The sequence below is a fragment of the Streptomyces hygroscopicus genome (assembly GCF_026168105.1).
GTDB lineage: Bacteria > Actinomycetota > Actinomycetes > Streptomycetales > Streptomycetaceae > Streptomyces > Streptomyces hygroscopicus_D.
In genome coordinates this window covers 71880-93257 of the sequence record NZ_LBMW01000027.1, presented here as the reverse complement: position 1 = coordinate 93257, position 21378 = coordinate 71880, and the positions used below count along the sequence as shown (strand labels likewise).

General features: G+C 71.1%; 16 protein-coding genes. 6 read left to right on the top strand and 10 right to left on the bottom strand.

Features of this window, described 5'->3' with window-relative positions:
- Positions 1-128: 128 nt before the first annotated feature.
- Positions 129-2789, bottom strand: a complete 2661-nt coding sequence (locus tag AAW14_RS24595) for a protein kinase (RefSeq protein ID WP_265566103.1) — start codon at positions 2787-2789, stop codon at positions 129-131.
- 170 nt (positions 2790-2959) lie between these two features.
- The gene (locus tag AAW14_RS24590; RefSeq protein ID WP_265566102.1) at positions 2960-5092 is read right to left on the bottom strand and encodes a serine/threonine-protein kinase; all 2133 of its coding nucleotides are present in this window, start codon (positions 5090-5092) and stop codon (positions 2960-2962) included.
- A gap of 156 nt (positions 5093-5248) precedes the next feature.
- On the opposite strand from AAW14_RS24590, the gene AAW14_RS24585 reads away from it, so the two are divergent.
- Positions 5249-6301: a serine hydrolase domain-containing protein gene (locus tag AAW14_RS24585; protein WP_265566101.1), complete on the top strand. Its 1053-nt coding sequence runs from the start codon at positions 5249-5251 to the stop codon at positions 6299-6301.
- Positions 6302-6494: 193 nt separating this feature from the next.
- Here the strand turns inward: AAW14_RS24585 and AAW14_RS24580 are convergent, their stop codons facing one another.
- On the bottom strand, positions 6495-8201 hold the full coding sequence (locus AAW14_RS24580; protein WP_265566100.1) for a glycerol-3-phosphate dehydrogenase/oxidase: 1707 nt from the start codon (positions 8199-8201) through the stop codon (positions 6495-6497).
- Positions 8202-8461: 260 nt separating this feature from the next.
- On the opposite strand from AAW14_RS24580, the gene AAW14_RS24575 reads away from it, so the two are divergent.
- Positions 8462-9670 carry a nucleotide sugar dehydrogenase gene (locus tag AAW14_RS24575; RefSeq protein WP_265566099.1) on the top strand — a complete coding sequence of 403 codons (1209 nt, stop codon included), beginning with the start codon at positions 8462-8464 and terminating at the stop codon, positions 9668-9670.
- A gap of 596 nt (positions 9671-10266) precedes the next feature.
- Here AAW14_RS24575 and AAW14_RS24570 read toward each other — a convergent pair.
- The 4 genes from AAW14_RS24570 to AAW14_RS24555 form a co-directional block, all read right to left on the bottom strand.
- The gene (locus tag AAW14_RS24570) at positions 10267-11391 is read right to left on the bottom strand and encodes a GuaB3 family IMP dehydrogenase-related protein (RefSeq protein WP_265566098.1); all 1125 of its coding nucleotides are present in this window, start codon (positions 11389-11391) and stop codon (positions 10267-10269) included.
- 177 nt (positions 11392-11568) lie between these two features.
- The gene (guaB, locus tag AAW14_RS24565; RefSeq protein WP_265566097.1) at positions 11569-13074 is read right to left on the bottom strand and encodes an IMP dehydrogenase; all 1506 of its coding nucleotides are present in this window, start codon (positions 13072-13074) and stop codon (positions 11569-11571) included.
- A gap of 189 nt (positions 13075-13263) precedes the next feature.
- On the bottom strand, positions 13264-13839 hold the full coding sequence (locus tag AAW14_RS24560) for a sigma-70 family RNA polymerase sigma factor (protein ID WP_030571403.1): 576 nt from the start codon (positions 13837-13839) through the stop codon (positions 13264-13266).
- 256 nt (positions 13840-14095) lie between these two features.
- Entirely contained in the window at positions 14096-14707 is a 612-nt protein-coding gene (locus tag AAW14_RS24555; protein ID WP_003948568.1) for a response regulator transcription factor, read from the bottom strand.
- Positions 14708-15086: 379 nt separating this feature from the next.
- On the opposite strand from AAW14_RS24555, the gene AAW14_RS24550 reads away from it, so the two are divergent.
- Positions 15087-15419, top strand: coding sequence for a WhiB family transcriptional regulator (locus AAW14_RS24550; protein WP_265566096.1), 333 nt, complete (start codon positions 15087-15089; stop codon positions 15417-15419).
- A 333-nt stretch (positions 15420-15752) separates the two neighbouring features.
- Here the strand turns inward: AAW14_RS24550 and AAW14_RS24545 are convergent, their stop codons facing one another.
- Positions 15753-16649 (bottom strand): LysR family transcriptional regulator, encoded by an 897-nt coding sequence (locus AAW14_RS24545; RefSeq protein ID WP_265566095.1) that lies wholly within the window; start codon positions 16647-16649, stop codon positions 15753-15755.
- A gap of 80 nt (positions 16650-16729) precedes the next feature.
- On the opposite strand from AAW14_RS24545, the gene AAW14_RS24540 reads away from it, so the two are divergent.
- The 3 genes from AAW14_RS24540 to AAW14_RS24530 all read left to right on the top strand — a co-directional run bounded on the left by AAW14_RS24540 (position 16730) and on the right by AAW14_RS24530 (position 19090).
- Positions 16730-17404 carry an MOSC domain-containing protein gene (locus tag AAW14_RS24540; RefSeq protein WP_265566094.1) on the top strand — a complete coding sequence of 225 codons (675 nt, stop codon included), beginning with the start codon at positions 16730-16732 and terminating at the stop codon, positions 17402-17404.
- Between the two features lie 88 nt (positions 17405-17492).
- Entirely contained in the window at positions 17493-18266 is a 774-nt protein-coding gene (locus tag AAW14_RS24535) for an SDR family NAD(P)-dependent oxidoreductase (RefSeq protein ID WP_265566093.1), read from the top strand.
- A 116-nt stretch (positions 18267-18382) separates the two neighbouring features.
- Complete coding sequence (locus tag AAW14_RS24530; RefSeq protein WP_265566092.1) at positions 18383-19090, top strand: ester cyclase; 708 nt, start codon at positions 18383-18385, stop codon at positions 19088-19090.
- Positions 19091-19204: 114 nt separating this feature from the next.
- On the opposite strand, the gene groL is transcribed toward AAW14_RS24530, so the two are convergent.
- Together groL and groES are read right to left on the bottom strand one after the other, a co-directional pair.
- Complete coding sequence (gene groL, locus AAW14_RS24525) at positions 19205-20830, bottom strand: chaperonin GroEL (protein WP_265566091.1); 1626 nt, start codon at positions 20828-20830, stop codon at positions 19205-19207.
- Between the two features lie 148 nt (positions 20831-20978).
- Complete coding sequence (gene groES, locus AAW14_RS24520; protein WP_003998759.1) at positions 20979-21287, bottom strand: co-chaperone GroES; 309 nt, start codon at positions 21285-21287, stop codon at positions 20979-20981.
- Between the last annotated feature and the right edge of the window lie 91 nt (positions 21288-21378).

Here is a 21378-nt window from a genome sequence, read left to right as displayed (position 1 = left end):
CGCACAGGGAACCGGCGGGGTCGCACGGAGACCGCACTGTGACGGTTCTCCCTTCCTCGTACGGGACGGAAACACCGCACACACAGCGCAATCGGACGCTCCGTGAGCGGCCTTCGGGGGCGGGCGGATCAGCCGGTCGTCCGGTAGGTCTGCTCCGCCTGCTCGAACAGCCGGGTCACCTCGTCGCGTTCGGCGTCGGGGCCGCGCAGCTGCACCACGTGGTAGCGGCCGCCGACGAGAAGGGCGAGGTTGCGTACGAACAGGGCACGCCCGCTGCTGTCCGTCCAGGTGAACTGACCCTCGGCCATGGTCCGTCCGCCCACGTCGATGCGTCGCATTCCGCTGGAGGTGGCCCAGCTGGAGTCGCGGAACGGCTGCAGTTCGGGCTCCGACTCCCGCTGGTACGTCAGCGGATCGCTGCCGTACGTGCCCGCGCTGTCACGTCCAGGTGCGACGATGAGCTGGAAGTCCCCCTGGGAGTAGACGATCTGACCCTGTCCGTTCTTCGATGAGCGGTCCCATCCGTCGGCGACCGCGATGCGGAATCCCTCGGGGTCCGTGCGCAGGGTGAAGCCCCGCGCGACCTGGGAGTCGCTCGTCTGCGTCTGCGGGGAACCGGCCGACGGCGGGGGACCGTTGGAGGTGCCCTGGCCGGGCTGGTGTGAGCCGCCCGAGGCGGACTGCTGCGGGGCGGGGCCGACGTCCCCGGCGGCGCCGGTGCGCTCCGTCGTCGTACCGCTTCCGCTGCCGTCGCTCGACTGGACCTTCGGCAAGAACGCCATGGCGTACGCGATCGCCGCGGCCAGCGCGAGCAGGATCAGCAGGAGCAGGGTGCGGCCGAGCCTCCGGGGCTTGTGCGGGCCGTCCTCCTTGGCGCGCCTGTGCCGGGCGTGTGTGGTCGCGGGCAGTCCGGCACGGCGCCTGCGGACCAGTTCGCCGCGGCGCCGCACGATCGGCAGCCGGCGCGGGTCGACGGGTGGCGCCGCGACGACATGCGCGCCCGCCTCCGGCTCGGGCGCGGACCGGACGAGGGAACGCAGCCAGCCGCGCAGCTCCTCGAAGTCGAGCCGCTCGGTCGGATCCTGACGCAGCAACGACTCCACGACCGGGCGCAGCGGCCCGCACTCCTCCGCGAACGCGGGCGGTTCGGCGCAGACGAGCTGGACCAGCTCCGCGGTGCTCTCCTCGGGGTACGGCGCGTGCCCCTGCACGGCCCGGAAAAGCAGCGCGCCCAGCGCCCAGAGGTCGGTGGCGGGACCGATCGGCGGGGCCAGCCGCCAGTTCTCGTGCACGGGCCCGGCCTGCTCGGGCGCCCACCGCTCGGTGACGGGCCCGACGACGGTCATCCGCGCCTGCCGCGCCCGCTCGGCGGCGAGGGCGGTGGCGGGGCCGCGATGGTTCCACGGGGCGGTGGAGGCGGCGCCCTCGGCCCCGGGCGTGGCCTGTGCCGCTTGCTCGTACGGGCCGCCGCTCGCGCCGGACGCCCCGTTTCCGTACGGACCGCCGACCACCCCGGGCCCCCCGTTTCCGTACGGACGGCTGCCGTCGCCCTGGGGTGCGGATGTGCCGTCGGGCAGCGTGGTACGGCCGTGGCCGTCGGCGACGGGCGCCGCGGGGCGTGGTACCGCGCCGTGCCAGGAGTGCGTACGGCTCGCTCCGTACGGGTCGGCGATCTGTCCCGGCGGCGGCGTGCCGCGGTGGCGCTCGCTCTCCTGCCCGGGGGCCTGCGACGGTGGTGCGGCGGCGGTGTCGGACGGGCGGGGAGCGGGCAACGCCGACCGGGCGCCGCGCTGTTCCTCCTGCACCCGCGCCGCGGCCCGCGCCCCGGCCCGGTACGCCGCGATCGCTCCGGCCCGTGCCGCCCGTACGTCCTCGGCCGACTCGAGCGCGCGGGACGCCAGGGCGGGCACTCCACCGACGGGTGTACTCCCGGCCGGCACCGTGCCCTTCGCCCGCGCCTGGATCGCGGCGCGCCGCGCGGCCTCGGGATCCGTGCCCCGCGAGGCCCCGCCCGTGGTCTCGAACGTCCCGGTCATGGCCCCGCCCGGGCCCTTACCCGCGAGGCCGCCCCGGTCGCTGCCGCCCGCACCGGTGCGCCCGGGCCCGTCGGGCCGGAGCCCCGCGGTGTCCCCGCCCGGATCCCTGGTATCGCCACCGTTCTCGAACTCCCCTACCGGCACCGGGTCGTAGCCGCACAGTGCTTCCTCCGCGGCTCCGGCCGCCAGGCCCGTGAGCACCACACGGCCGTCTTCGCAGACGAGCACCGTGCGCGCGGTGATGTTGCGGTGCACCCAGCCGTGGGCGTGCAGCACCCGCAAGGCCATCAGGACGTCGGAGGCGACCTCGGCCGCGCGGTACGGCGTCAGCGGCTTCTCCGCGAGCAGCGCCGCCAGCGGCTGCGCGGCCACCAGTTCGCTCACGATCCACAGCGAGCCGCCCTCGGCGAACACGTCGAAGACCTGGTCCAGCCGGGGGTGGTCGGGTATCTGCGCGGCGGCCTGCGCGGCCTCGATCGCGCGCCGCACGGCCGGGTCGGTGGGCCGGCGTGTGGCCGTGGCCCGCGCCGAGGAACCGCGGGCCCGGCCGTCCCGGGCCACGAACCCCTCGGGCAGCCCGTCCGCGTCGAGCACCTCCGCCTCGACGACCTCGGGCAACGGCACCTGCCGCACCAGGACTTCCTGCCCGCTGTAGGTGTCGAAGGCGCGGGTCTCGGCGAGTTCGTATTCGTCGGCGGACGACAGCGGCAGGCGGTAGCGGTCGGCGAGTACCCGTCCCGCATAGTCCTCCACGATGCCTCCCCCGGTCGCCCGGCTGGTCAACTCCGTTCGAATTGCGCCCCGTTCCGGCTGCGCACGGTCCGCAGTCCCTCACGATACGTGCCGGAGGCAACCTGCAACCCGGGGATGTCATATCTCCCCGTGACACGAGCGCGCGGAACGTCGGTTCGGCGCTCGGTACGTCACGACTTCGGCTGGAAGGTCTGGGTCAGCGTCTTCCAGGTGTTGGTGCGCAGATCGCCGTCCCAGTCGGCGGCCTTCGCCGAGTACATCAGCCCGTAGCCCTGGTGCGGGTTGACGACGAATCCGCGGTCGATCACCCGGTAGGCGGTGCCGCTGTCGGCATAGCTGAACTCCCAGTCGGCCGTGTTCCAGCCCCGGTAGTCCACCTTCTCGATGCGGATCCGCTTGTACTGGGCGCGCCCCATGTAGCGCTCCTGGCTCGTCCAGTCCGCCACCGGGTCGCCCTTGGGCGTGGAGGTCCAGGCGACGAGCAGCCGCTGCCCGTCGGGGCCGGTGAAGCGGTCCCCCGCGTCGTCCGACGACTGGTACTTCCAGCCCGCGGGCAGCCCTATCGAGTACCCCTGACCGCCCTTGTACGTCGTCACCGCGCCGGCGCCGCCCGACGCGCCGGAACTCGCGCTCGCGGCCGGTGAACTGCCCGCCGTGCCCTGCCCGCCCGACCTGTTCGTCGCGTTCGCGCTCCCGCTGCCGCTGTCCGTGTGCGAACCGCCGCCGCTGCCCTTGCCGCCACTCCCGGCGGTCGGGCCGCCGGACGCGGCGGCCTTGGTGCCGTGCTTGTTGCTGCCCTGCGAACCGCCGTCGTCACCGTTGAAGATGAGGGCGAGCACGGTGCCGAGCACCACGAGCACCACCACCACGACGGCGATGATCACCATGGTCCGCTTGGGCACCACGTCGGTGAGCGGCGCCCGGGGCGGCGGCACCGGCCGCGGCGGCCTGTCCGGGTCCGGAACGACGGGCCATCCCGAACGCGACTTCGAGGAACCGGAGTTCGATTCGACGGCAGCGGTGTTGTCCCGCGTACCCGCCGACGCGCCTCCCGAGCGGTCCGTACCGGCGGCACCGGACGCAGCGGACCCACCGGACCCACCGGACCCACCGGACCCACCGGACCCACCGGACCCACCGGACCCACCGGACCCACCGGAGTCTCCGCCCGCGGTCGCGTCGGCGCTCGCGGACGCCGTGCCCTCGGCGGTCTCCGCGGTACCGGAGCCGGACGGCTTGGTCCGTGCGGCCGTCGCCGCGGCGGCCGTGGCCGCACCCGCCGACGCCGCGGCCTTGCGCACGGACCGCAGTGCCCCGCGCAACCGCTCGGCGGCCTCCTCGCCCCGCTTGGCCCCGGCGCCCGCGGTCCCCTTGCCCGAGGACTCCTCCGGCGGCACCGGCGGCAACGCCACGACCCGCGTCGCGTCCGCCGGCACCTCCTCCTTGGGATCGGGTGCGTGGATGACCTCGTCGAGCAGCGCCCGCGCGCCCTGGTCGTCCAGCCGCTGCTGCGGGTCCTTGGCGAGCAGCCCGTAGATGACGGTCTTCAACGGGCCCGCGTTCTTCGGCTCCTCGACCGGCTCGGTCATCACCGCGGTCAGGGTCGCGATCGCCGAGCCCTTGTCGTACGGCGGCACGCCCTCGACCGCCGCGTAGAGCAGACCGCCGAGCGACCAGAGGTCCGCCGCCCGGCCGGGCTTGTGACCGCGCGCCCGCTCCGGCGAGATGTAGGACGGGGCACCGACGAGCATGCCGGTGGACGTGATGGACGGGTCGCCCTCGACCTGCGCGATGCCGAAGTCGGTGAGCACGACCCGGCCGTCCTCGGCGATCAGCACGTTCGACGGCTTCACGTCGCGGTGCAGGATGCCCTCGCGGTGCGCGGCGCGCAGCACGTCGAGGATCGCGAGCCCGACCTCGGCGGCACGCCTCGGCTCGAGCAGGCCGTCCTCACGGATGACCTCTGCGAGCGACTTGCCCTCGATCAGCTCCATCACGATCCAGGGCCGGTCGTCCTCGTGCACCACGTCGAAGACCGTCACCGCGCCGTTGTTGCGGATCCGGGCGATCGCCTTGGCCTCCCGCAGCGTGCGCGTGATGAGCCGGCGCTTCTCGTCCTCGTCGATGCTGGACGGGAACCGCAGCTCCTTGACGGCGACCGTACGGCCGAGGGTCTCGTCCTCGGCCCGCCACACCGTGCCCATGCCGCCGCGGCCGAGTACGTCTCCCAGCCGGTACCGCCCGGCGAGGAGACGTTCGCTCTTGTCCTGACGGGATGTCCCCGCCCGCTCCGCCTCCGACATGCGTCCCCTCATGCAACCCGCCCTGACAGAGCCTCCATTGTCTCTCACGCACGGACCGCCCAACGCCCAGGGTGCCCCATGATTCGGCCGCTCGGCCCCGCCCGGCCCGTTCAGAGCCCCTTCCGCCATGATGAGCCGGGACAAGGAAGGACTCCGATGCCGCTGCGCCGGACACGCCGGAACCTGCCGGCCGCACCGATGTGCCTGGCCCTGCTCGGATTCGCTCTGGGCGCCTCCCAGGCCCCCGAGGTCCCGGCCGCTGACACCGTGCTCCCGCTGCTCGTCACCCGGGGAAGGGCTCCTGCCGCGGCGCTTCTGGCCCGGGAGGCCACGGGCAGATACTTCGCGCGCGCCGGTCGGGGCATCGCGGCCGCCGACCACTTCCGTGCCGGCAGCATCACCAAGACCTTCATCGCGACGGTCGTGCTGCAACTGGCCGCCGAGCACAGGCTGTCCCTGTCGGATTCGGTGGAGGACCATCTGCCGGGGCTTGTCCGCGGGACCGACGACGACGGCCGCGCGCTGACCCTGCGCGCCCTGCTCACCCACACCAGCGGTCTGGCCGACTTCACCGCGCTCACCAAGGGCACCGCACCCCTGACCCCGCTTCAGGCCGTACGCATCGCACTGGCCCTCCCTCCGGCCGCTCGTGGCCGCTTCTCGTACTCCAGCACCAACTACGTGCTGCTCGGCATGGTCATCCAGCAGGTCACCGGTCACTCGTACGCCGTCGAGGCCGAGCGCCGCATCATCACTCCCCTCCGCCTGACGGGCACCTCCTTCCCCGGAGCCCGCACCGCGCTTCCCTCGCCGCACGGCCGCGCCTACGCCGCCGACGGATCCGACGTCACCTCGCTCGACCCGCGCGTGGCCGGCGCGGCGGGTGAGCTGGTGACCACGCTCGCCGACCTGGACCGCTTCTACGCGGCGCTGCTGGGCGGCAGGCTGCTGCCCCCGCGCTGGCTGCGCGAGATGCTCGACACCCGTACCGCACATGGGGCGTACGGCATGGGCCTGACTCCGGTGAGGCTTCCGTGCGGCACCACGGTGTGGGGGCACAACGGCCGGATCTCCGGCAGCTACGTGCGCACCGCAGCCACCCTCGACGGCCATCGTGTCCTCACCTTCCGGGTGAACACGGACGGGTTCGCGGACAACGGTCTCGAACGGGACCTGCTCACTGCCGAGTTCTGCCCCCGCACCTCGTAGAACGAGCCGGTTCCGAACGGAGATCCCGGGAACCGACACTCATTCGGGTGAAGTCGACCCAGGGACCTCCGGGCGCCCGGTCACCGATCGGAGGCGGAACCGCCCCGGCCGACGGCGGCGAACCCCTCCGTCGGAGGGCGGCGCCCCCCTCCGGCCGACGGCCGGGCGGTGGAACCGCCCGACTCCGGCACGCCTACAGCGGCACGATGTCCGGCGCCCCCAACCGCGCCGCGTCCGCCGTCAGATCGTCGGGCTGGCGCTGCGACTCCCGCTCCGCCTCCACCCGCTTCTCGTAGTGTGCGATCTCGCGCTCGACATGGTCCTTGTCCCAGCCGAGCACCGGCGCCATCAGCTCGGCCGCCTCCCGGGCGCTGCGCGTACCGCGGTCGAACGTCTCGATGGAGATGCGTGTCCTACGGGTCAGCACGTCGTCGAGGTGCCGCGCGCCCTCGTGCGAGGCGGCGTACACCACCTCGGCCCGCAGATAGTCGTCGGCCGCCTGGAGGGGCCGCCCCAGCGAGGGATCGGCCGCGATCAGGTCGAGCAATTCGTCCACCAGCGCCCCGTAACGGTTCAGCAGGTGTTCCACCCGCACCACGTGCAGCCCGGTGCGCGCCGCTATGCGCGCCCGCGCGTTCCACATCGCCAGATAGCCCTCGGCGCCCAGGACCGGGATGTCCTCGGTGACGCTGTCGGCCACGCGCCGGTCCAGAGCGTGCACGGCCTCGTCGACGGCGTCCTTGGCCATCACCCGGTACGTCGTGTACTTCCCGCCCGCCACGACCACGAGACCGGGCACCGGATGCGCCACGATGTGCTCGCGCGACAGCTTGCTGGTGGCGTCCGACTCCCCGGCGAGCAGGGGTCTGAGCCCCGCGTACACACCCTCAACGTCGTCGCGCGTGAGCGGCACCGCCAGGACCGAGTTCAGATGGTCCAGCAGGTAGTCGATGTCCGCGCTGGAGGCGGCGGGGTGCGCCTTGTCGAGGTTCCAGTCCGTGTCGGTCGTGCCGATGATCCAGTGCCGGCCCCAGGGTATGACGAAGAGGACGGACTTCTCGGTCCGCAGGATCAGGCCCGTCGTGGAGTGGATCCGGTCCTTGGGCACGACCAGGTGGATGCCCTTGGACGCCCGTACGTGGAACTGGCCCCGCTCGCCCACCATCGCCTGGGTGTCGTCGGTCCACACCCCCGTCGCGTTCACGACCTGCTGGGCGTGGATCTCGTACTGCCCGCCCGTCTCCACGTCCTGGACCGTGGCCCCGACGACCCGCTCCCCCTCGCGCAGGAAACCCGTGACACGCGCGCGGTTGGCGACCTTCGCGCCGTACCACGCGGCGGTGCGCACCAGGGTCGCCACATAGCGGGCGTCGTCCACCTGTGCGTCGTAGTACTGCAGCGCGCCGACCAGTGCGTCCTTCTTCAAGCAGGGGGCGACGTCAAGGGCATGGCGCCGGGTCAGGTGACGGTGCATCGGCAGACCCCGGCCGTGACCGCGCGCCATCGACATGGTGTCGTAGAGCGCGACGCCCGAGCCTGCGTACAACCGCTCCCAGCCCTTGTGCTGCAGCGGATACAGGAACGGAACCGGCTTCACGAGATGGGGCGCCAGGCGCTCCAGCAGCAGCCCGCGCTCCTTCAATGCCTCGCGCACCAGTGCGAAGTCGAGCATCTCCAGATAGCGCAGGCCGCCGTGTATCAGCTTGCTGGACCTGCTCGACGTACCCGACGCCCAGTCACGTGCCTCGACCAGGCCCGTGGACAGACCGCGTGTGGCGGCGTCCAGTGCGGTGCCCGCGCCGACCACTCCTCCGCCCACGACGAGCACGTCCAGCTCGCGCTCGGCCATGCCCGCCAGTGACTCGGCGCGCTGCGCCGGCCCCAGTGCCGCTGTCCTCACCGCTGCCTCCCGCTCGATCGCGCCGGCCACACCCGTCAGGCGAAGCCCGATTCACAAACCCCCATTCCCAAAGTCTGACCGGGATGCCCGGGTTCGGCCACCACGCAGCCGCGGCCTGTGGACAACACTCAGGGAAACCGAGCCGATCAATCCCGCAAATCGGTCATATTTACTCTTAGTCTGACATTGCACTCGCTCATTCTGTCCACAGCGCTTGCGCACCTCTCCCGCGTCGGTTAATGGGAAGGACGGCCCACTCCATGCCCGCAGATCTCGCCGTCATCGGACTAGGTCATCTCGGCCTGCCCCTCGCCCAGGCCGCCGTCGCCGCAGGCATCTCCACCCTCGGGTACCGGACGGGGCCGGAGGCCGGCTCCCTCACCGCCGCCGAACTGCGCCGGATGCTCGCGCAGGGCTTCCGGCCGACCACCAACCCCGCGGAACTCGGCCGCGTCCGCACCGCCGTCATCTGCGCCCCCGCCCCGCGCGGGGCCGACGGCGCGCTCGACCTCACCCAGGTGGAGTCGGCCGCGCGCACCCTCGCCGAGCGGTTGCGCCCGCACACCACCGTGGTCCTGGAGTCGCCAGTGCCTCCCGGCACCACGGAGGACTTCCTGCGCCCTCTCCTCGAAGAGGGCTCCGGACTGCGGGCGGGACGCGACTTCCACCTCGCCTGCTCGCCGAGCCGCGTCGACCCGGGCAACCGCGACTTCGGGGCCGCCAACACCCCCAAGGTCATCGGTGGCCTGACTCCCGCCTGCACCGAATCGGCCGCCGCCTTCTACGGGCGCCTCACCGACAAGGTGGTACGCGCGCGTGGACCGCGCGAGGCGGAGACCGTGCAGGTCCTGGAGACGAACTACCGGCAGGTCAATATCGCCCTGGTCAACGAGATGGCGGTGCTCTGCCACGACCTGGGAATCGACCTGTGGGACGTCGTCCGCTGCGCGGAGAGCAAACCGTTCGGCTTCCAGGCCTTCCGCCCCGGCCCCGGCGTCGGCGGCCATGCCGTCCCCCAGGACCTGGCGGGGCTGACCGGGCGCACCCTGCGCATGGTCGAACTGGCGCAGCAGGTCAACAGCCACATGCCGCAGTACGTCGTCCAGCGCGCCGCCACCCTCCTGAACGAGCACGGCAAGTCGGCCCGTGGCGCCCGCGTCCTGCTGCTGGGCGTGACCTACAAACCTGACCTCGCCGATCAGCAGGGCTCCCCCGCGCACGAGATCGCCCTGCGTCTGATGGAGCTGGGCGCGTCCATCAGCTACCACGACCCGCACGTCCCGGCATGGAGCGTCCTCGACCGCCCGATCCCGCGCGCGGATTCGCTCTACGAGGCCGCCGCCTGCGCCGACCTGACGGTCCTGCTCCAGCAGCACCGCACCTACGACCTCCAGGGCCTGTCGGTGAAGGCCCAGTTGCTGCTCGACACGCGGGGGGCCACACCCACGGGGGCGGCGCATCGGTTGTGAAGGGGGCGCGTCCGGGAACCCGAGCCTCCGAGGGCGGGACGCGGAGTCCCCTTCACCCCTTCGATGCCGGGTCGCCCGACGGCGGATCCGATACCGTACGCGAAGGTGGAGCCCGACGCAGCGGGCACCGCGGCAGGCTCCAGAATGGTGAACGGAGTGTCCACCCCTGGTTCTCATGGGGGTGGCCGCTCACCATCCGAAAATCCGCAGGATCCACCTCCTCCAGCACTTTCACCATTCACAGACGGATCCGGTGCGAGCGGGTGGGCTTGCGGTAACGGCCCATGGGCGCGCCCCCTTCCATGACGCCGCCCAGTTGCCCGGTGGACGGTCCATTGGAGTTCGGGCCGGGCCCCGACGGGTGGGGGTCCGGGAACCTTGTCCATGGAAGGGGGCGCCCCGGAGAACGGGGTCGCCGGACACGGACACTATCGGCTCGGCACGGCCGTCCAGCGCGCATCGGCCCCGAGGGCAACCGTGCGCGCCCGTGTGCCAACTAGCGCCCCCACCTGGGCACTTGGACATACGGTGGGGCCGGGTTCACCCCTCGGGTGAACCCGGCCCCACCGTCCGCTCAGGCCGAGCGCAGCGTCACCTCACCGCCGGTGCTGCGAGTCGGCCACGGTCACCTCGACGCGCTGGAACTCCTTCAGCTCGCTGTATCCGGTGGTGGCCATGGCGCGGCGCAGGGCGCCGAAGAGGTTCATCGAGCCGTCCGGGGTGTGCGAGGGGCCTGTGAGGACCTCCTCGATCGTGCCGACCGTGCCGAGGTCGACCTTCTTGCCGCGCGGCAGCTCCTCGTTGACGGCCTCCATGCCCCAGTGGTGACCCTTGCCTGGCGCGTCAGTGGCGCGGGCCAGCGGAGAGCCCATCATGACGGCGTCGGCACCGCAGGCGATCGCCTTGGGCAGGTCGCCGGACCAGCCGACGCCGCCGTCCGCGATCACGTGCACGTACCGGCCGCCGGACTCGTCCATGTAGTCGCGGCGGGCCGCCGCCACGTCCGCGACGGCGGTGGCCATGGGGACCTGGATGCCCAGGACGTTGCGCGTGGTGTGCGCGGCACCGCCGCCGAAGCCGACCAGGACACCGGCCGCACCGGTGCGCATCAGGTGCAGGGCCGCGGTGTACGTGGCACAGCCGCCGACGATCACCGGGACGTCGAGTTCGTAGATGAACTGCTTCAGGTTCAGCGGCTCGTGCGAGTGGGATACGTGCTCCGCCGACACCGTCGTCCCCCGGATGACGAAGATGTCCACGCCCGCGTCCACGACGGCCTTGGAGAACTGGGCCGTGCGCTGCGGGGAGAGCGCGGCGGCGGTGACCACGCCCGAGTCGCGCACCTCCTTGATGCGCTGCCCGATCAGCTCCTCCTTGATGGGAGCCGCGTAGATCTCCTGGAGTCGGCGGGTCGCGGCGTCGGCGGGCAGCTCGGCGATCTCGTCCAGCAGCGGCTGCGGGTCCTCGTACCGCGTCCACAGGCCCTCGAGGTTCAGCACTCCGAGGCCGCCGAGCTCACCGATGCGGATCGCGGTGGCCGGGGAGACGACCGAGTCCATCGGGGCTGCCAGGAAGGGCAGCTCGAAGCGGTAGGCGTCGATCTGCCAGGCGATCGAGACCTCCTTCGGGTCCCGCGTACGGCGGCTGGGGACGACGGCGATGTCGTCGAAGGCGTACGCCCGGCGGCCGCGCTTGCCGCGCCCGATCTCGATCTCAGTCACGTCTGTGGCCTTTCCCTCTGCGTTCCAGCGCCTCCAGTATCCCCGACGGCTACGACAGCGGCCCCCCGGCACATACGACGAGGGCGGCCCCAGGTGCCTGCGGGGCCGCCCTCGGCCGTACCACCGACGCCACGCGCGTGCGTGCGGGACGGAACCGTGACGCACGCGCGCGGTGCGTCACCTCCTGCTGTAGTTCGGCGCCTCGACCGTCATCTGGATGTCGTGCGGGTGGCTCTCCTTGAGGCCCGCGGACGTGATCCGGACGAACCGGCCCCGCTCCTGGAGCTCCGGGACCGTCCTGCCGCCCACGTAGAACATCGACTGGCGCAGACCGCCGACCAGCTGCCGGACGACCGAGGAGAGCGGGCCGCGGTAGGGAACCTGGCCCTCGATGCCCTCGGGGATCAGTTCGTCGTCGGAGGCGATGCGCTCCTGGAAGTAGCGGTCCTTGGAGAAGGACTTGCGGTCGCCGCGGGACTGCATGGCGCCCAGGGAGCCCATGCCGCGGTACGACTTGAACTGCTTGCCGTTGATGAACAGCAGCTCGCCCGGCGACTCCTCGCAGCCGGCCAGCAGCGAGCCCAGCATCACCGTGTCGGCGCCCGCGACCAGGGCCTTCGCGATGTCACCGGAGTACTGCAGACCGCCGTCGCCGATGACCGGGACGCCGGCCTCCTTGGCCGCGAGCGACGCCTCGTAGATGGCGGTGACCTGGGGGACGCCGATGCCTGCGACCACCCGGGTCGTGCAGATGGAACCGGGGCCGACGCCGACCTTGATGCCGTCCACACCGGAGTCGATGAGCGCCTGGGCGCCCTCACGAGTGGCGATGTTGCCGCCGATGACGTCGACGCCCGACGAGTTCGACTTGATCTTGGCGACCATGTCGCCGACCAGCCTCGAGTGGCCGTGCGCGGTGTCGACGACGATGAAGTCGACACCCGCCTCGATCAGGGCCTGGGCGCGCTCGAAGGCGTCACCCGCCACGCCCACCGCGGCGCCGACGATGAGGCGGCCCTCGGCGTCCTTCGCGGCGTTCGGGTACTTCTCCGCCTTCACGAAGTCCTTGACCGTGATCAGACCCTTGAGGACCCCCGCGTCGTCGACCAGCGGAAGCTTCTCGATCTTGTGGCGGCGCAGCAGCTCGATGGCCTCGCTGCCGGAGATGCCGACCTTGCCGGTGACCAGGGGCATCGGGGTCATGACGTCGCGCACGTGCAGTGAGCGGTCGTTCTCGAAGGCCATGTCGCGGTTCGTGACGATGCCCAGCAACTTGCCTGCGTTGTCGGTGACCGGGACGCCGCTGATGCGGAACTTGCCGCACAGGGCGTCGGCCTCGGCGAGCGTGGCGTCCGGGTGGATGGTGATCGGATTCGCCACCATGCCGGACTCGGAGCGCTTGACCAGGTCGACCTGGTTGGCCTGGTCCTCGATGGACAGGTTGCGGTGGAGTACGCCGACGCCGCCCTGGCGGGCCATCGCGATCGCCATGCGTGACTCGGTGACCTTGTCCATGGCGGCGGACAGAAGCGGGACATTGACCCGGACGTTCTTGGAGACGTACGAGGCGGTGTCGATCTGGTCGGGCGCCATGTCCGACGCGCCCGGCAGCAGCAGCACGTCGTCGTAGGTCAGCCCGAGTGTCGCGAATTTCTCGGGCACTCCGTCGACGTTGGCAGTCATGACACCTTCCCCAAATGGCCTTGATCGGTGCGGATGTCCATGCTAACGGGAAGCATGGCTCTCTCATTCCACGGTTGGAGGTGACCCGGGGCTTCGTGTGTTCGTACGGAACCCGCGGGCCGCCCGTTCATCCGGGGCCGTGAGCCAGGGGTGCGGCGAGGTGGGAGCAGGGTCCCGCCGGACGGGCCGCTACTGTTCGGCGAGCGCCCGCAGCCGGCTGAGCGCCCTGTGCTGCGCCACCCGCACCGCTCCCGGTGACATTCCCAACATCTGACCCGTTTCCTCCGCGGTCAAGCCCACCGCGATCCGCAGCAGGAGCAGCTCGCGCTGGTTCTCGGGCAGATTGGCCAGCAGCTTCTTGGCCCACTCGGCGTCGCTGCTCAGCAGCGCACGCTCCTCGGGGCCCAGCGAATCGTCCGGGCGTTCCGGCATCTCGTCCGAGGGGACCGCCGTCGAACCCGGGTGGCGCATCGCCGCGCGCTGCAGATCCGCAACCTTGTGTGCGGCGATCGCGAAGACGAACGCCTCGAAGGGTCGCCCGGTGTCCTTGTAACGCGGCAGGGCGAGGAGCACCGCGACACAGACCTCCTGCGCCAGGTCCTCGACGAAGTGGCGTGCGTCGCCGGGCAGTCGGGACAGACGCGTACGGCAGTAGCGCAGCGCCAAGGGGTGGACGCGGGCGAGCAGGTCATGGGTGGCCTGCTCGTCGCCGTCGACGGCGCGATGAACGAGCGCACCGATCACCGTTGTCTCGTCGTCGCGCATCGGTCCATGGTGCCTCGGCGTCGTCCGATCCGTAGCACCGCGTCCATAGTTGTGCACCGAAGCGTTATGAGCAGGTGCGCCGGAACTCATCTCCTGCGCCCTCCCCTCCCGCTCGACCGACTCGTCCCCGAGGAACTCCACACCTCAAGGATGCGGCATCCGCGGCGAAACGAGCAGCGGGCGCCCGGCGGGCCCCGTTGCCAACCCCGCCCACCTTGCGGTAGGCGGGGATCCGCACACCCCCGCGGTGATCCACTTAACGGACCAGGCCCCACCGGAAGCCGAGCGCCACCGCGTGCGCACGGTCCGAGGCGCCGAGCTTCTTGAACAGCCGGCGGGCGTGCGTCTTCACGGTGTCCTCCGAGAGGAACAGCTCACGGCCGATCTCCGCGTTGGAGCGGCCGTGGCTCATACCCTCGAGCACCTGGATCTCACGCGCGGTGAGCGTCGGCGCGGCACCCATCTCGGCCGAGCGCAGCCGCCGCGGCGCGAGCCGCCAGGTCGGGTCGGCGAGGGCCTGCGTGACGGTCGCCCGCAGCTCCGCGCGCGAGGCGTCCTTGTGCAGATAGCCGCGCGCACCGGCGGCGACCGCGAGCGCCACCCCGTCGAGATCCTCGGCGACGGTGAGCATGATGATGCGCGCACCGGGGTCGGCGGACAGCAGTCGCCGCACCGTCTCGACGCCGCCCAGACCGGGCATGCGTACGTCCATCAGAATCAGGTCCGAACGGTCGGCCCCCCAGCGGCGGAGGACTTCCTCGCCGTTGGCCGCCGTCGTCACGCGCTCGACACCGGGCACGGTCGCCACCGCGCGGCGGAGCGCCTCTCGGGCAAGCGGGGAGTCGTCGCAGACGAGGACGGATGTCATGACCGCCCTCCGCAGCTGATGCGCGTCACCTTGAGCCTCCAGGCTGGTACGAATCGTCACCTGTGCGGTCGACGCCCTCGGACGCCTGCCCGAGCGCTTGTTGTTTCAACCGCCTCCGCACTCTCAACGATGGTCACTCGAAAGAGTTACGGTGCAGCAAGCCATCTTCGGCACTGTACGTGAGGGTGCGGACACGGTGCAGACATGCGCGGCGGACCCTCGAACTTTCATCACAAGCTATGCCCCATTTAGCCGCTTTTCTTCCCGTTCGCCTGTGTCTAGGGCTAGATTCGCAATGAGTCATATTTTCATCTCGTAAGATCGTCGTTGTACGGTCGGGGGAACATATCCGCCCAGAACGGAAACAAGGGGACACGCAATGGCAGATTTCTCCCGCCTTCCCGGTCCGAACGCGGATCTGTGGGACTGGCAGCTCCATGCGGCCTGCCGCGGGGTCGACAGCTCTCTCTTCTTCCATCCGGAGGGCGAGCGGGGCGCGGCCCGGAGCGCTCGTGAGAACTCGGCCAAAGAGGTCTGCATGAGGTGCCCCGTACGCGCGGAGTGTGCGGCCCACGCACTGGCGGTGCGCGAGCCGTACGGCGTGTGGGGCGGACTGACCGAGGACGAGCGCGAAGAGCTCATGGGACGGGCACGGAACCGACTGGTGCCGGCATCGACCACCAGCGGGGGCACCGCCACCTCGAACAACTGAAGGAACGTTTCTGCTTGAGCGGGCACGCACACGCATGCCCACACCTTCCGGAAGAGGCACCGCCGGGGAGAGGTACCGCCCAGGGGGACAGGGGCCAGAGGGCAGTTCCGGGATGGGAGATGACCCCAGGCGCATCGGGGCGAGGCAGCCAGGGGCAGGGGGTTGAAGGGGGCGAGCTGCACCCGAAGGGGATGCGGCGGGGGTGAGGGACCGGCCGGGGGATGCAGCGGGGGCGAGGCAAAGACTTGAAGGAGCGCGGCCCGACCGCGGCGACAGGCGGATCGGGCGTCGAGTGCGCCCCGCTGATGCGCCCCGGCAGCGCGGTAGGTCGCTCTACCGCACGGCCGCCCGCGCCAGCTCCCCCAGTGTCGCCGCCACCGCCGGCACCTGGGCGAGGTCCGGCAGCGTGAGCGCGACGATCTCCCGCCGCACCGCGGGCTCCAGCGCGACCGGACGCGCGCCCCTCGGACGTACGGACTCGATCGCGAGCTGCGGCAGGACGGCCACTCCCAGGCCCGCTCCCACCAGGCCGGCCACCGCCGGATAGTCGTCGGTCGCGAAGTCGATCCGGGGAGTGAAGCCGGCGCTCTCGCACACCTCCACCAGCTGGCCCCGGCAGCGCGGGCAGCCCGCGATCCACGGTTCCCCGGACAGCTCGCCGATGGCGACCGATTCCGCGCCCGCCAGCGGGTGCCCCTCGGGGACGAGCCCGACCAGCCGGTCGGTGAGCAACGTACGCACGGTCAGGTCGTCCCACTCCTCGGCGCCCGCCGCACCCTCGTAGCGGAAGGCGAGCGCGATGTCGCAGTCGCCGGCGCGCAGCTTCTCGACGGACTCGGGCGGCTCGGCCTCCTCCAGGGAGACCCGGGTGCCGGGGTGTGCGGCGCGCAGGGCGGCCAGCGCGGCGGGGACGAGCGTGGAGCTCCCGCTCGGGAAGGAGACGAGGCGGACGCGGCCGGCTCTGAGGCCGGCGATGGCGGCGACCTCCTCCTCGGCGGCGGTCAGCCCCGCGAGTATGCCCGCAGCATGCCGCACCAGAGCGTCACCGGCTTCGGTCAGGCGCATCTCACGCCCGCTGCGGACCAGCAGCGGAGTGCCGACGGACGCCTCCAGTGCCTTCATCTGCTGGCTGACGGCGGGCTGGGTGCATCCCAGCTCGCGCCCCGCCGCCGAGAAGGAACCGGTGGCGGCCACGGCGCGCAGCACACGGAGATGACGGGCCTCGATCACCCCGTGAGCATAAGGGACGCTTGGGTACGAGGGCGAATATCGCATCGACGCTTTGACAGGCCATCGCCTACCGTGCGGACATGGAACTTCTGTCTCTGAACCTGGGCAGGCCCGTGGCCGTCGACCACACCGACCAGCCGCAGGGCCTGACCGGGATCGACAAGCGGCCGGTGGACGGTCCGGTGCGGGTGGCGGCGCCCGGCCCCAAGGGGATCGGCGCGAGTGGGGTGGCGGGCGACGCCGTGTGCGATCTTCGGCACCACGGGGGCGACGACCAGGCGGTGTACGCGGTCGCCCGCGAGGACCTGGACGACTGGGAGCGCGAGCTGGGCCGGGAGCTGCCCAGCGGAGCCTTCGGCGAAAACCTCACCACGCAAGGGGTGGACGTGTCCGGGGCCCGGATCGGCGAGCGCTGGCGCATCGGGGCCGTGCTGGTGCTGGAGGTCACCTCCGGGCGGATTCCGTGCCGCACCTTCCAGGAACACCTGGGCGAGCGCGGCTGGGTGAAGCGCTTCACGCAGAAGGGGGCGCCCGGCGCCTATCTCCGGGTGGTGGTGCCGGGGGAGATACGGGCCGGCGACCCGATCGAGGTCGTGCACCGGCCCGACCACGACATCACCGTCGCCCTCCAGTTCCGGGCGTCGACGACGGAACGGCACCTGCTGCCAAGCCTGTTGGCGGCGGGTGAGGCACTGCACACGGAGATCGCGGCGACGGCGCGGGAGTACGCGCAGAAGTACCCGGCGGGGAACTGACGCGGTATGCACGGACGTTGGCGACGCAGCCGGTGAATGCGTCCTCCGGCAGGCGGACGCTGTCGGTCCGGGTCACTATCGTTGGCCCATGACAACGGCTCTGATTACGGGATCGACCGCGGGCATCGGCGCCGCGTTCGCACGTCGGCTCGCCGCCGACGGGCATGACCTCGTCCTGGTGGCACGCGACACCAAGCGGCTGCGGGAGCAGGCGACCGAGTTGCACGACCGGCACGGCATCGAGGCGGAGGTGCTGACGGCCGACCTGGCCGCCGATGACGGCATCGAGGCGGTGGCCGCGCGCCTGTCGGACCTCAGGAACCCGGTCGACCTGCTCGTCAACAACGCCGGCTTCGGCAACAAGGGCCATTATCTCGACGTACCGATGGCCGACGAGCTGCGCATGCTCAAGGTGCACTGCGAGGCCGTGCTGCGGCTGACGAGTGCGGCAGCGGAGTCGATGCGCACGCGTGGGCGCGGCGGGATCGTCAACGTGGCCTCGGTCGCGGCTTTCGTCCCGCGCGGGACGTACGGGGCGTCCAAGGCGTGGGTCGTGCAGTTCACGCAGGGCGCGGCGCGGGACATGGCCGGGTCCGGGGTCCGGCTGATGGCGCTGTGCCCGGGCTTCGTGCGTACGGAGTTCCACGAGCGCGCCGGGATGGGCACGGCCAACATCCCGAACTGGATGTGGCTGGATGCGGACAAGCTGGTCGCCGCGGCGCTCGCGGACCTGGCGCGGGGCAAGACGCTGTCCATTCCGGACCCGCGGTACAAGGCGCTGATGGGCGTGGTGAAGGTGGCGCCGCGCGCGCTGCTGGGCGGGATCACCTCCCGGACGGGCCGCAGGTACGGACCACAGTAGGACAGGTGTACGACCCTCGACGGCACAAGTACGGGCCGCGGCAGGACAGGTGACGCCGCCCCTCGGGTGGGAAAATGGGCGTATCGACCGGACTCAGGGGGGCCGGAGGCGGCGTCATGACTTTTGTCCAGCTCATCGACTGCAGGACCAGCCGGTTCGACGAGATGAACCGGCTGATGGACACATGGGTCGAACAGACCGGAGGCAAACGGACCGCGACACACAGTGTGATCGGCAGGGACCGGTCCGACGCCTCGCACATCGTCGAGATCGTGGAGTTCCCGTCGTACGAGGAGGCGATGCGGAACTCGAATCTTCCGGAGACCGAAAGGGTCTTCCGCGACATGGTCGCCCTCTGCGAGGAGACGCCCACCTTCACCGACCTGGAGGTGGTGCGGGACGAGCAGCTGTACGCGGCCAACGTCCGGCGGTTCTTCGAGATCCTCGCCATGAGGGGCGAACTGCCGCCGCTCGACGGTGTGCTCGCCGAGAACTACCACGACCACGACCCCGCCAACGAGCAGGACACCATCGGCATGGACGCGATGCGCCGCGAGATCGGTATCTGGCGGAGCGCATTCGACTTCGCGTTCGTCCTCGAGGACCAGATCGCCCAGGGCGACCGGGTGTGCACCCGATGGACCTGGAAGGCCAGGCACACGGGCGACTTCCTCGGCATTCCGGCCACGGGCAGGAACGTCACCATGACCGGCACGACCGTCTTCCGGTGCGGTGAGGACGGGAAGATCGTCGAGGGCTGGTGGCAGTACGACCGGCTCGGGCTGATGGAGCAGATCGGCGCGCTGGACGAGCTGGAGACCTGAGCGGGCCGGAGAAGACGAAGAGGGTGAGGCGACCGGGGACGGGCGCAGGGGAAAGGCGAAGGCCCGGCACTCCGGAGCGGAGTGCCGGGCCTCGGTGCGGAGTGCCGGCTCGCGTCAGTGGGCGTGACCGTGGCCGTGGCCGGCCGCGGCCGACTCCTCCTCTTCCTTCTTCTCGACGACCAGGGTCTCGGTCGTGAGCAGCAGGGAGGCAATGGAGGCGGCGTTCTCCAGGGCCGAGCGCGTGACCTTGACCGGGTCGATGACGCCGGCCTTGATCAGGTCGCCGTACTCACCGGTGGCGGCGTTGTAGCCCTGGCCCTTGTCCAGCTCGGCGACCTTGGAGGCGATGACATAGCCCTCCAGGCCCGCGTTCTCGGCGATCCAGCGCAGCGGCTCGACGACCGCGCGGCGGACGATGGAGACGCCGGTGGCCTCGTCGCCCTGCTTGCCGAGGCCGTCGGCCAGCACCTTGGAGGCGTGGACGAGCGCGGAGCCACCACCGGAGACGATGCCCTCCTCGACCGCGGCGCGGGTCGCGGAGATGGCGTCCTCCAGGCGGTGCTTCTTCTCCTTCAGCTCCACCTCGGTGGCGGCGCCGACCTTGATCACGCACACGCCGCCGGCCAGCTTCGCGAGGCGCTCCTGGAGCTTCTCGCGGTCCCAGTCGGAGTCCGTGTTCTCGATCTCGGCCTTGATCTGGGCGACGCGGCCCGCGACGTCCTCGGACCTGCCACCGCCGTCGACGATGGTCGTGTCGTCCTTGGTGACCGTGACGCGGCGAGCGGAGCCCAGCACGTCCAGGCCGACCTGGTCGAGCTTGAGGCCGACCTCCTCGGAGACGACCGTCGCGCCGGTGAGGACCGCCATGTCCTGCAGCATCGCCTTGCGGCGGTCGCCGAAGCCGGGGGCCTTCACGGCGACGGCGTTGAAGGTGCCGCGGATCTTGTTCACGACGAGGGTGGACAGGGCCTCGCCCTCGAGGTCCTCGGCGATGATCAGCAGCGGCTTGGAGGAGCCCGCCTGGATGATCTTCTCCAGCAGCGGCAGCAGGTCCGCGATGGCGGAGATCTTGCCCTGGTTGATGAGGATGTACGGGTCGTCGAGGACGGCCTCCATGCGCTCCTGGTCCGTCACGAAGTACGGCGACAGGTAGCCCTTGTCGAAGGCCATGCCCTCGGTGAAGTCCAGCTCCAGACCGAAGGTGTTGGACTCCTCGACGGTGATGACACCGTCCTTGCCGACCTTGTCCATCGCCTCGGCGATGAGCTCGCCGACCAGCTGGTCCTGGGCGGACAGCGCGGCGACGGCGGCGATGTCGGACTTCTCGTCGATCGGGCGGGCCGAGGCGAGCAGTTCGTCGGAGACGGCCTTGACCGCGGCGTCGATGCCCTTCTTCAGGCCGGCCGGGGAGGCACCCGCGGCGACGTTCTTCAGGCCCTCGCGGACGAGAGCCTGGGCGAGCACGGTGGCGGTGGTCGTACCGTCACCCGCGATGTCGTTGGTCTTGGTCGCCACCTCCTTCACCAGCTGGGCGCCGAGGTTCTCGTACGGGTCCTCGATCTCGACCTCACGAGCGATGGTGACACCGTCGTTGGTGATGGTGGGGGCGCCGAACTTCTTGTCGATGACGACGTTGCGGCCCTTGGGGCCGATCGTCACCTTGACCGTGTCGGCAAGCTTGTTGACGCCGCGCTCGAGGGCGCGACGGGCGTCCTCGTCGAACTTCAGGATCTTCGCCATGGAGCGTTTCAGTCCTCTCGATTGCGATGTCCGGCCGACCTCCGCGAACGGCCGTCATCGCGGTGAAGAACGAACCGCGCCCCCGGCGCCCGGCTGATCAACACTCGCGGGGCCAGGGGCGCAGTTCGAAGCGGTCTGCTTCGGTGAACTACTTCTCGATGATCGCGAGAACGTCGCGAGCCGAGAGGACGAGGTACTCCTCGCCGTTGTACTTCACTTCGGTGCCGCCGTACTTGCTGTACAGCACGATGTCGCCGGTCTTGACGTCGAGCGGGAGGCGCTCGCCGTTCTCGAAGCGGCCCGGGCCGACGGCCAGGACGACGCCCTCCTGGGGCTTCTCCTTGGCGGTGTCCGGGATGACCAGGCCAGAGGCCGTGGTCTGCTCGGCGTCCAGCGGCTGGACCACGATGCGGTCCTCGAGCGGCTTGATGGCAACCTTGGAGCTGGTGGTCGTCACGATCCGACCTCCCCCTTCGGAGATCTCACGGGGTTAACTGTCTGAGGTGGCGACCAGGTGGATCCGTCGTCGCGGGTGCCGGACCTGCCCG

Bases quoted from the DNA above. Each gene is read 5' to 3' on its own strand.
- AAW14_RS24590 (WP_265566102.1), bottom strand. From the start codon at position 5,092: ATGTCGGAGGCGGAGCGGGCGGGGACATCCCGTCAGGACAAGAGCGAA.
- AAW14_RS24585 (WP_265566101.1), top strand. From the start codon at position 5,249: ATGCCGCTGCGCCGGACACGCCGGAACCTGCCGGCCGCACCGATGTGC.
- AAW14_RS24575 (WP_265566099.1), top strand. From the start codon at position 8,462: ATGCCCGCAGATCTCGCCGTCATCGGACTAGGTCATCTCGGCCTGCCC.
- guaB (WP_265566097.1), bottom strand. From the start codon at position 13,074: ATGACTGCCAACGTCGACGGAGTGCCCGAGAAATTCGCGACACTCGGG.
- AAW14_RS24560 (WP_030571403.1), bottom strand. From the start codon at position 13,839: ATGCGCGACGACGAGACAACGGTGATCGGTGCGCTCGTTCATCGCGCC.
- AAW14_RS24555 (WP_003948568.1), bottom strand. From the start codon at position 14,707: ATGACATCCGTCCTCGTCTGCGACGACTCCCCGCTTGCCCGAGAGGCG.
- AAW14_RS24550 (WP_265566096.1), top strand. From the start codon at position 15,087: ATGGCAGATTTCTCCCGCCTTCCCGGTCCGAACGCGGATCTGTGGGAC.
- AAW14_RS24540 (WP_265566094.1), top strand. From the start codon at position 16,730: ATGGAACTTCTGTCTCTGAACCTGGGCAGGCCCGTGGCCGTCGACCAC.
- AAW14_RS24535 (WP_265566093.1), top strand. From the start codon at position 17,493: ATGACAACGGCTCTGATTACGGGATCGACCGCGGGCATCGGCGCCGCG.
- AAW14_RS24530 (WP_265566092.1), top strand. From the start codon at position 18,383: ATGACTTTTGTCCAGCTCATCGACTGCAGGACCAGCCGGTTCGACGAG.
- groL (WP_265566091.1), bottom strand. From the start codon at position 20,830: ATGGCGAAGATCCTGAAGTTCGACGAGGACGCCCGTCGCGCCCTCGAG.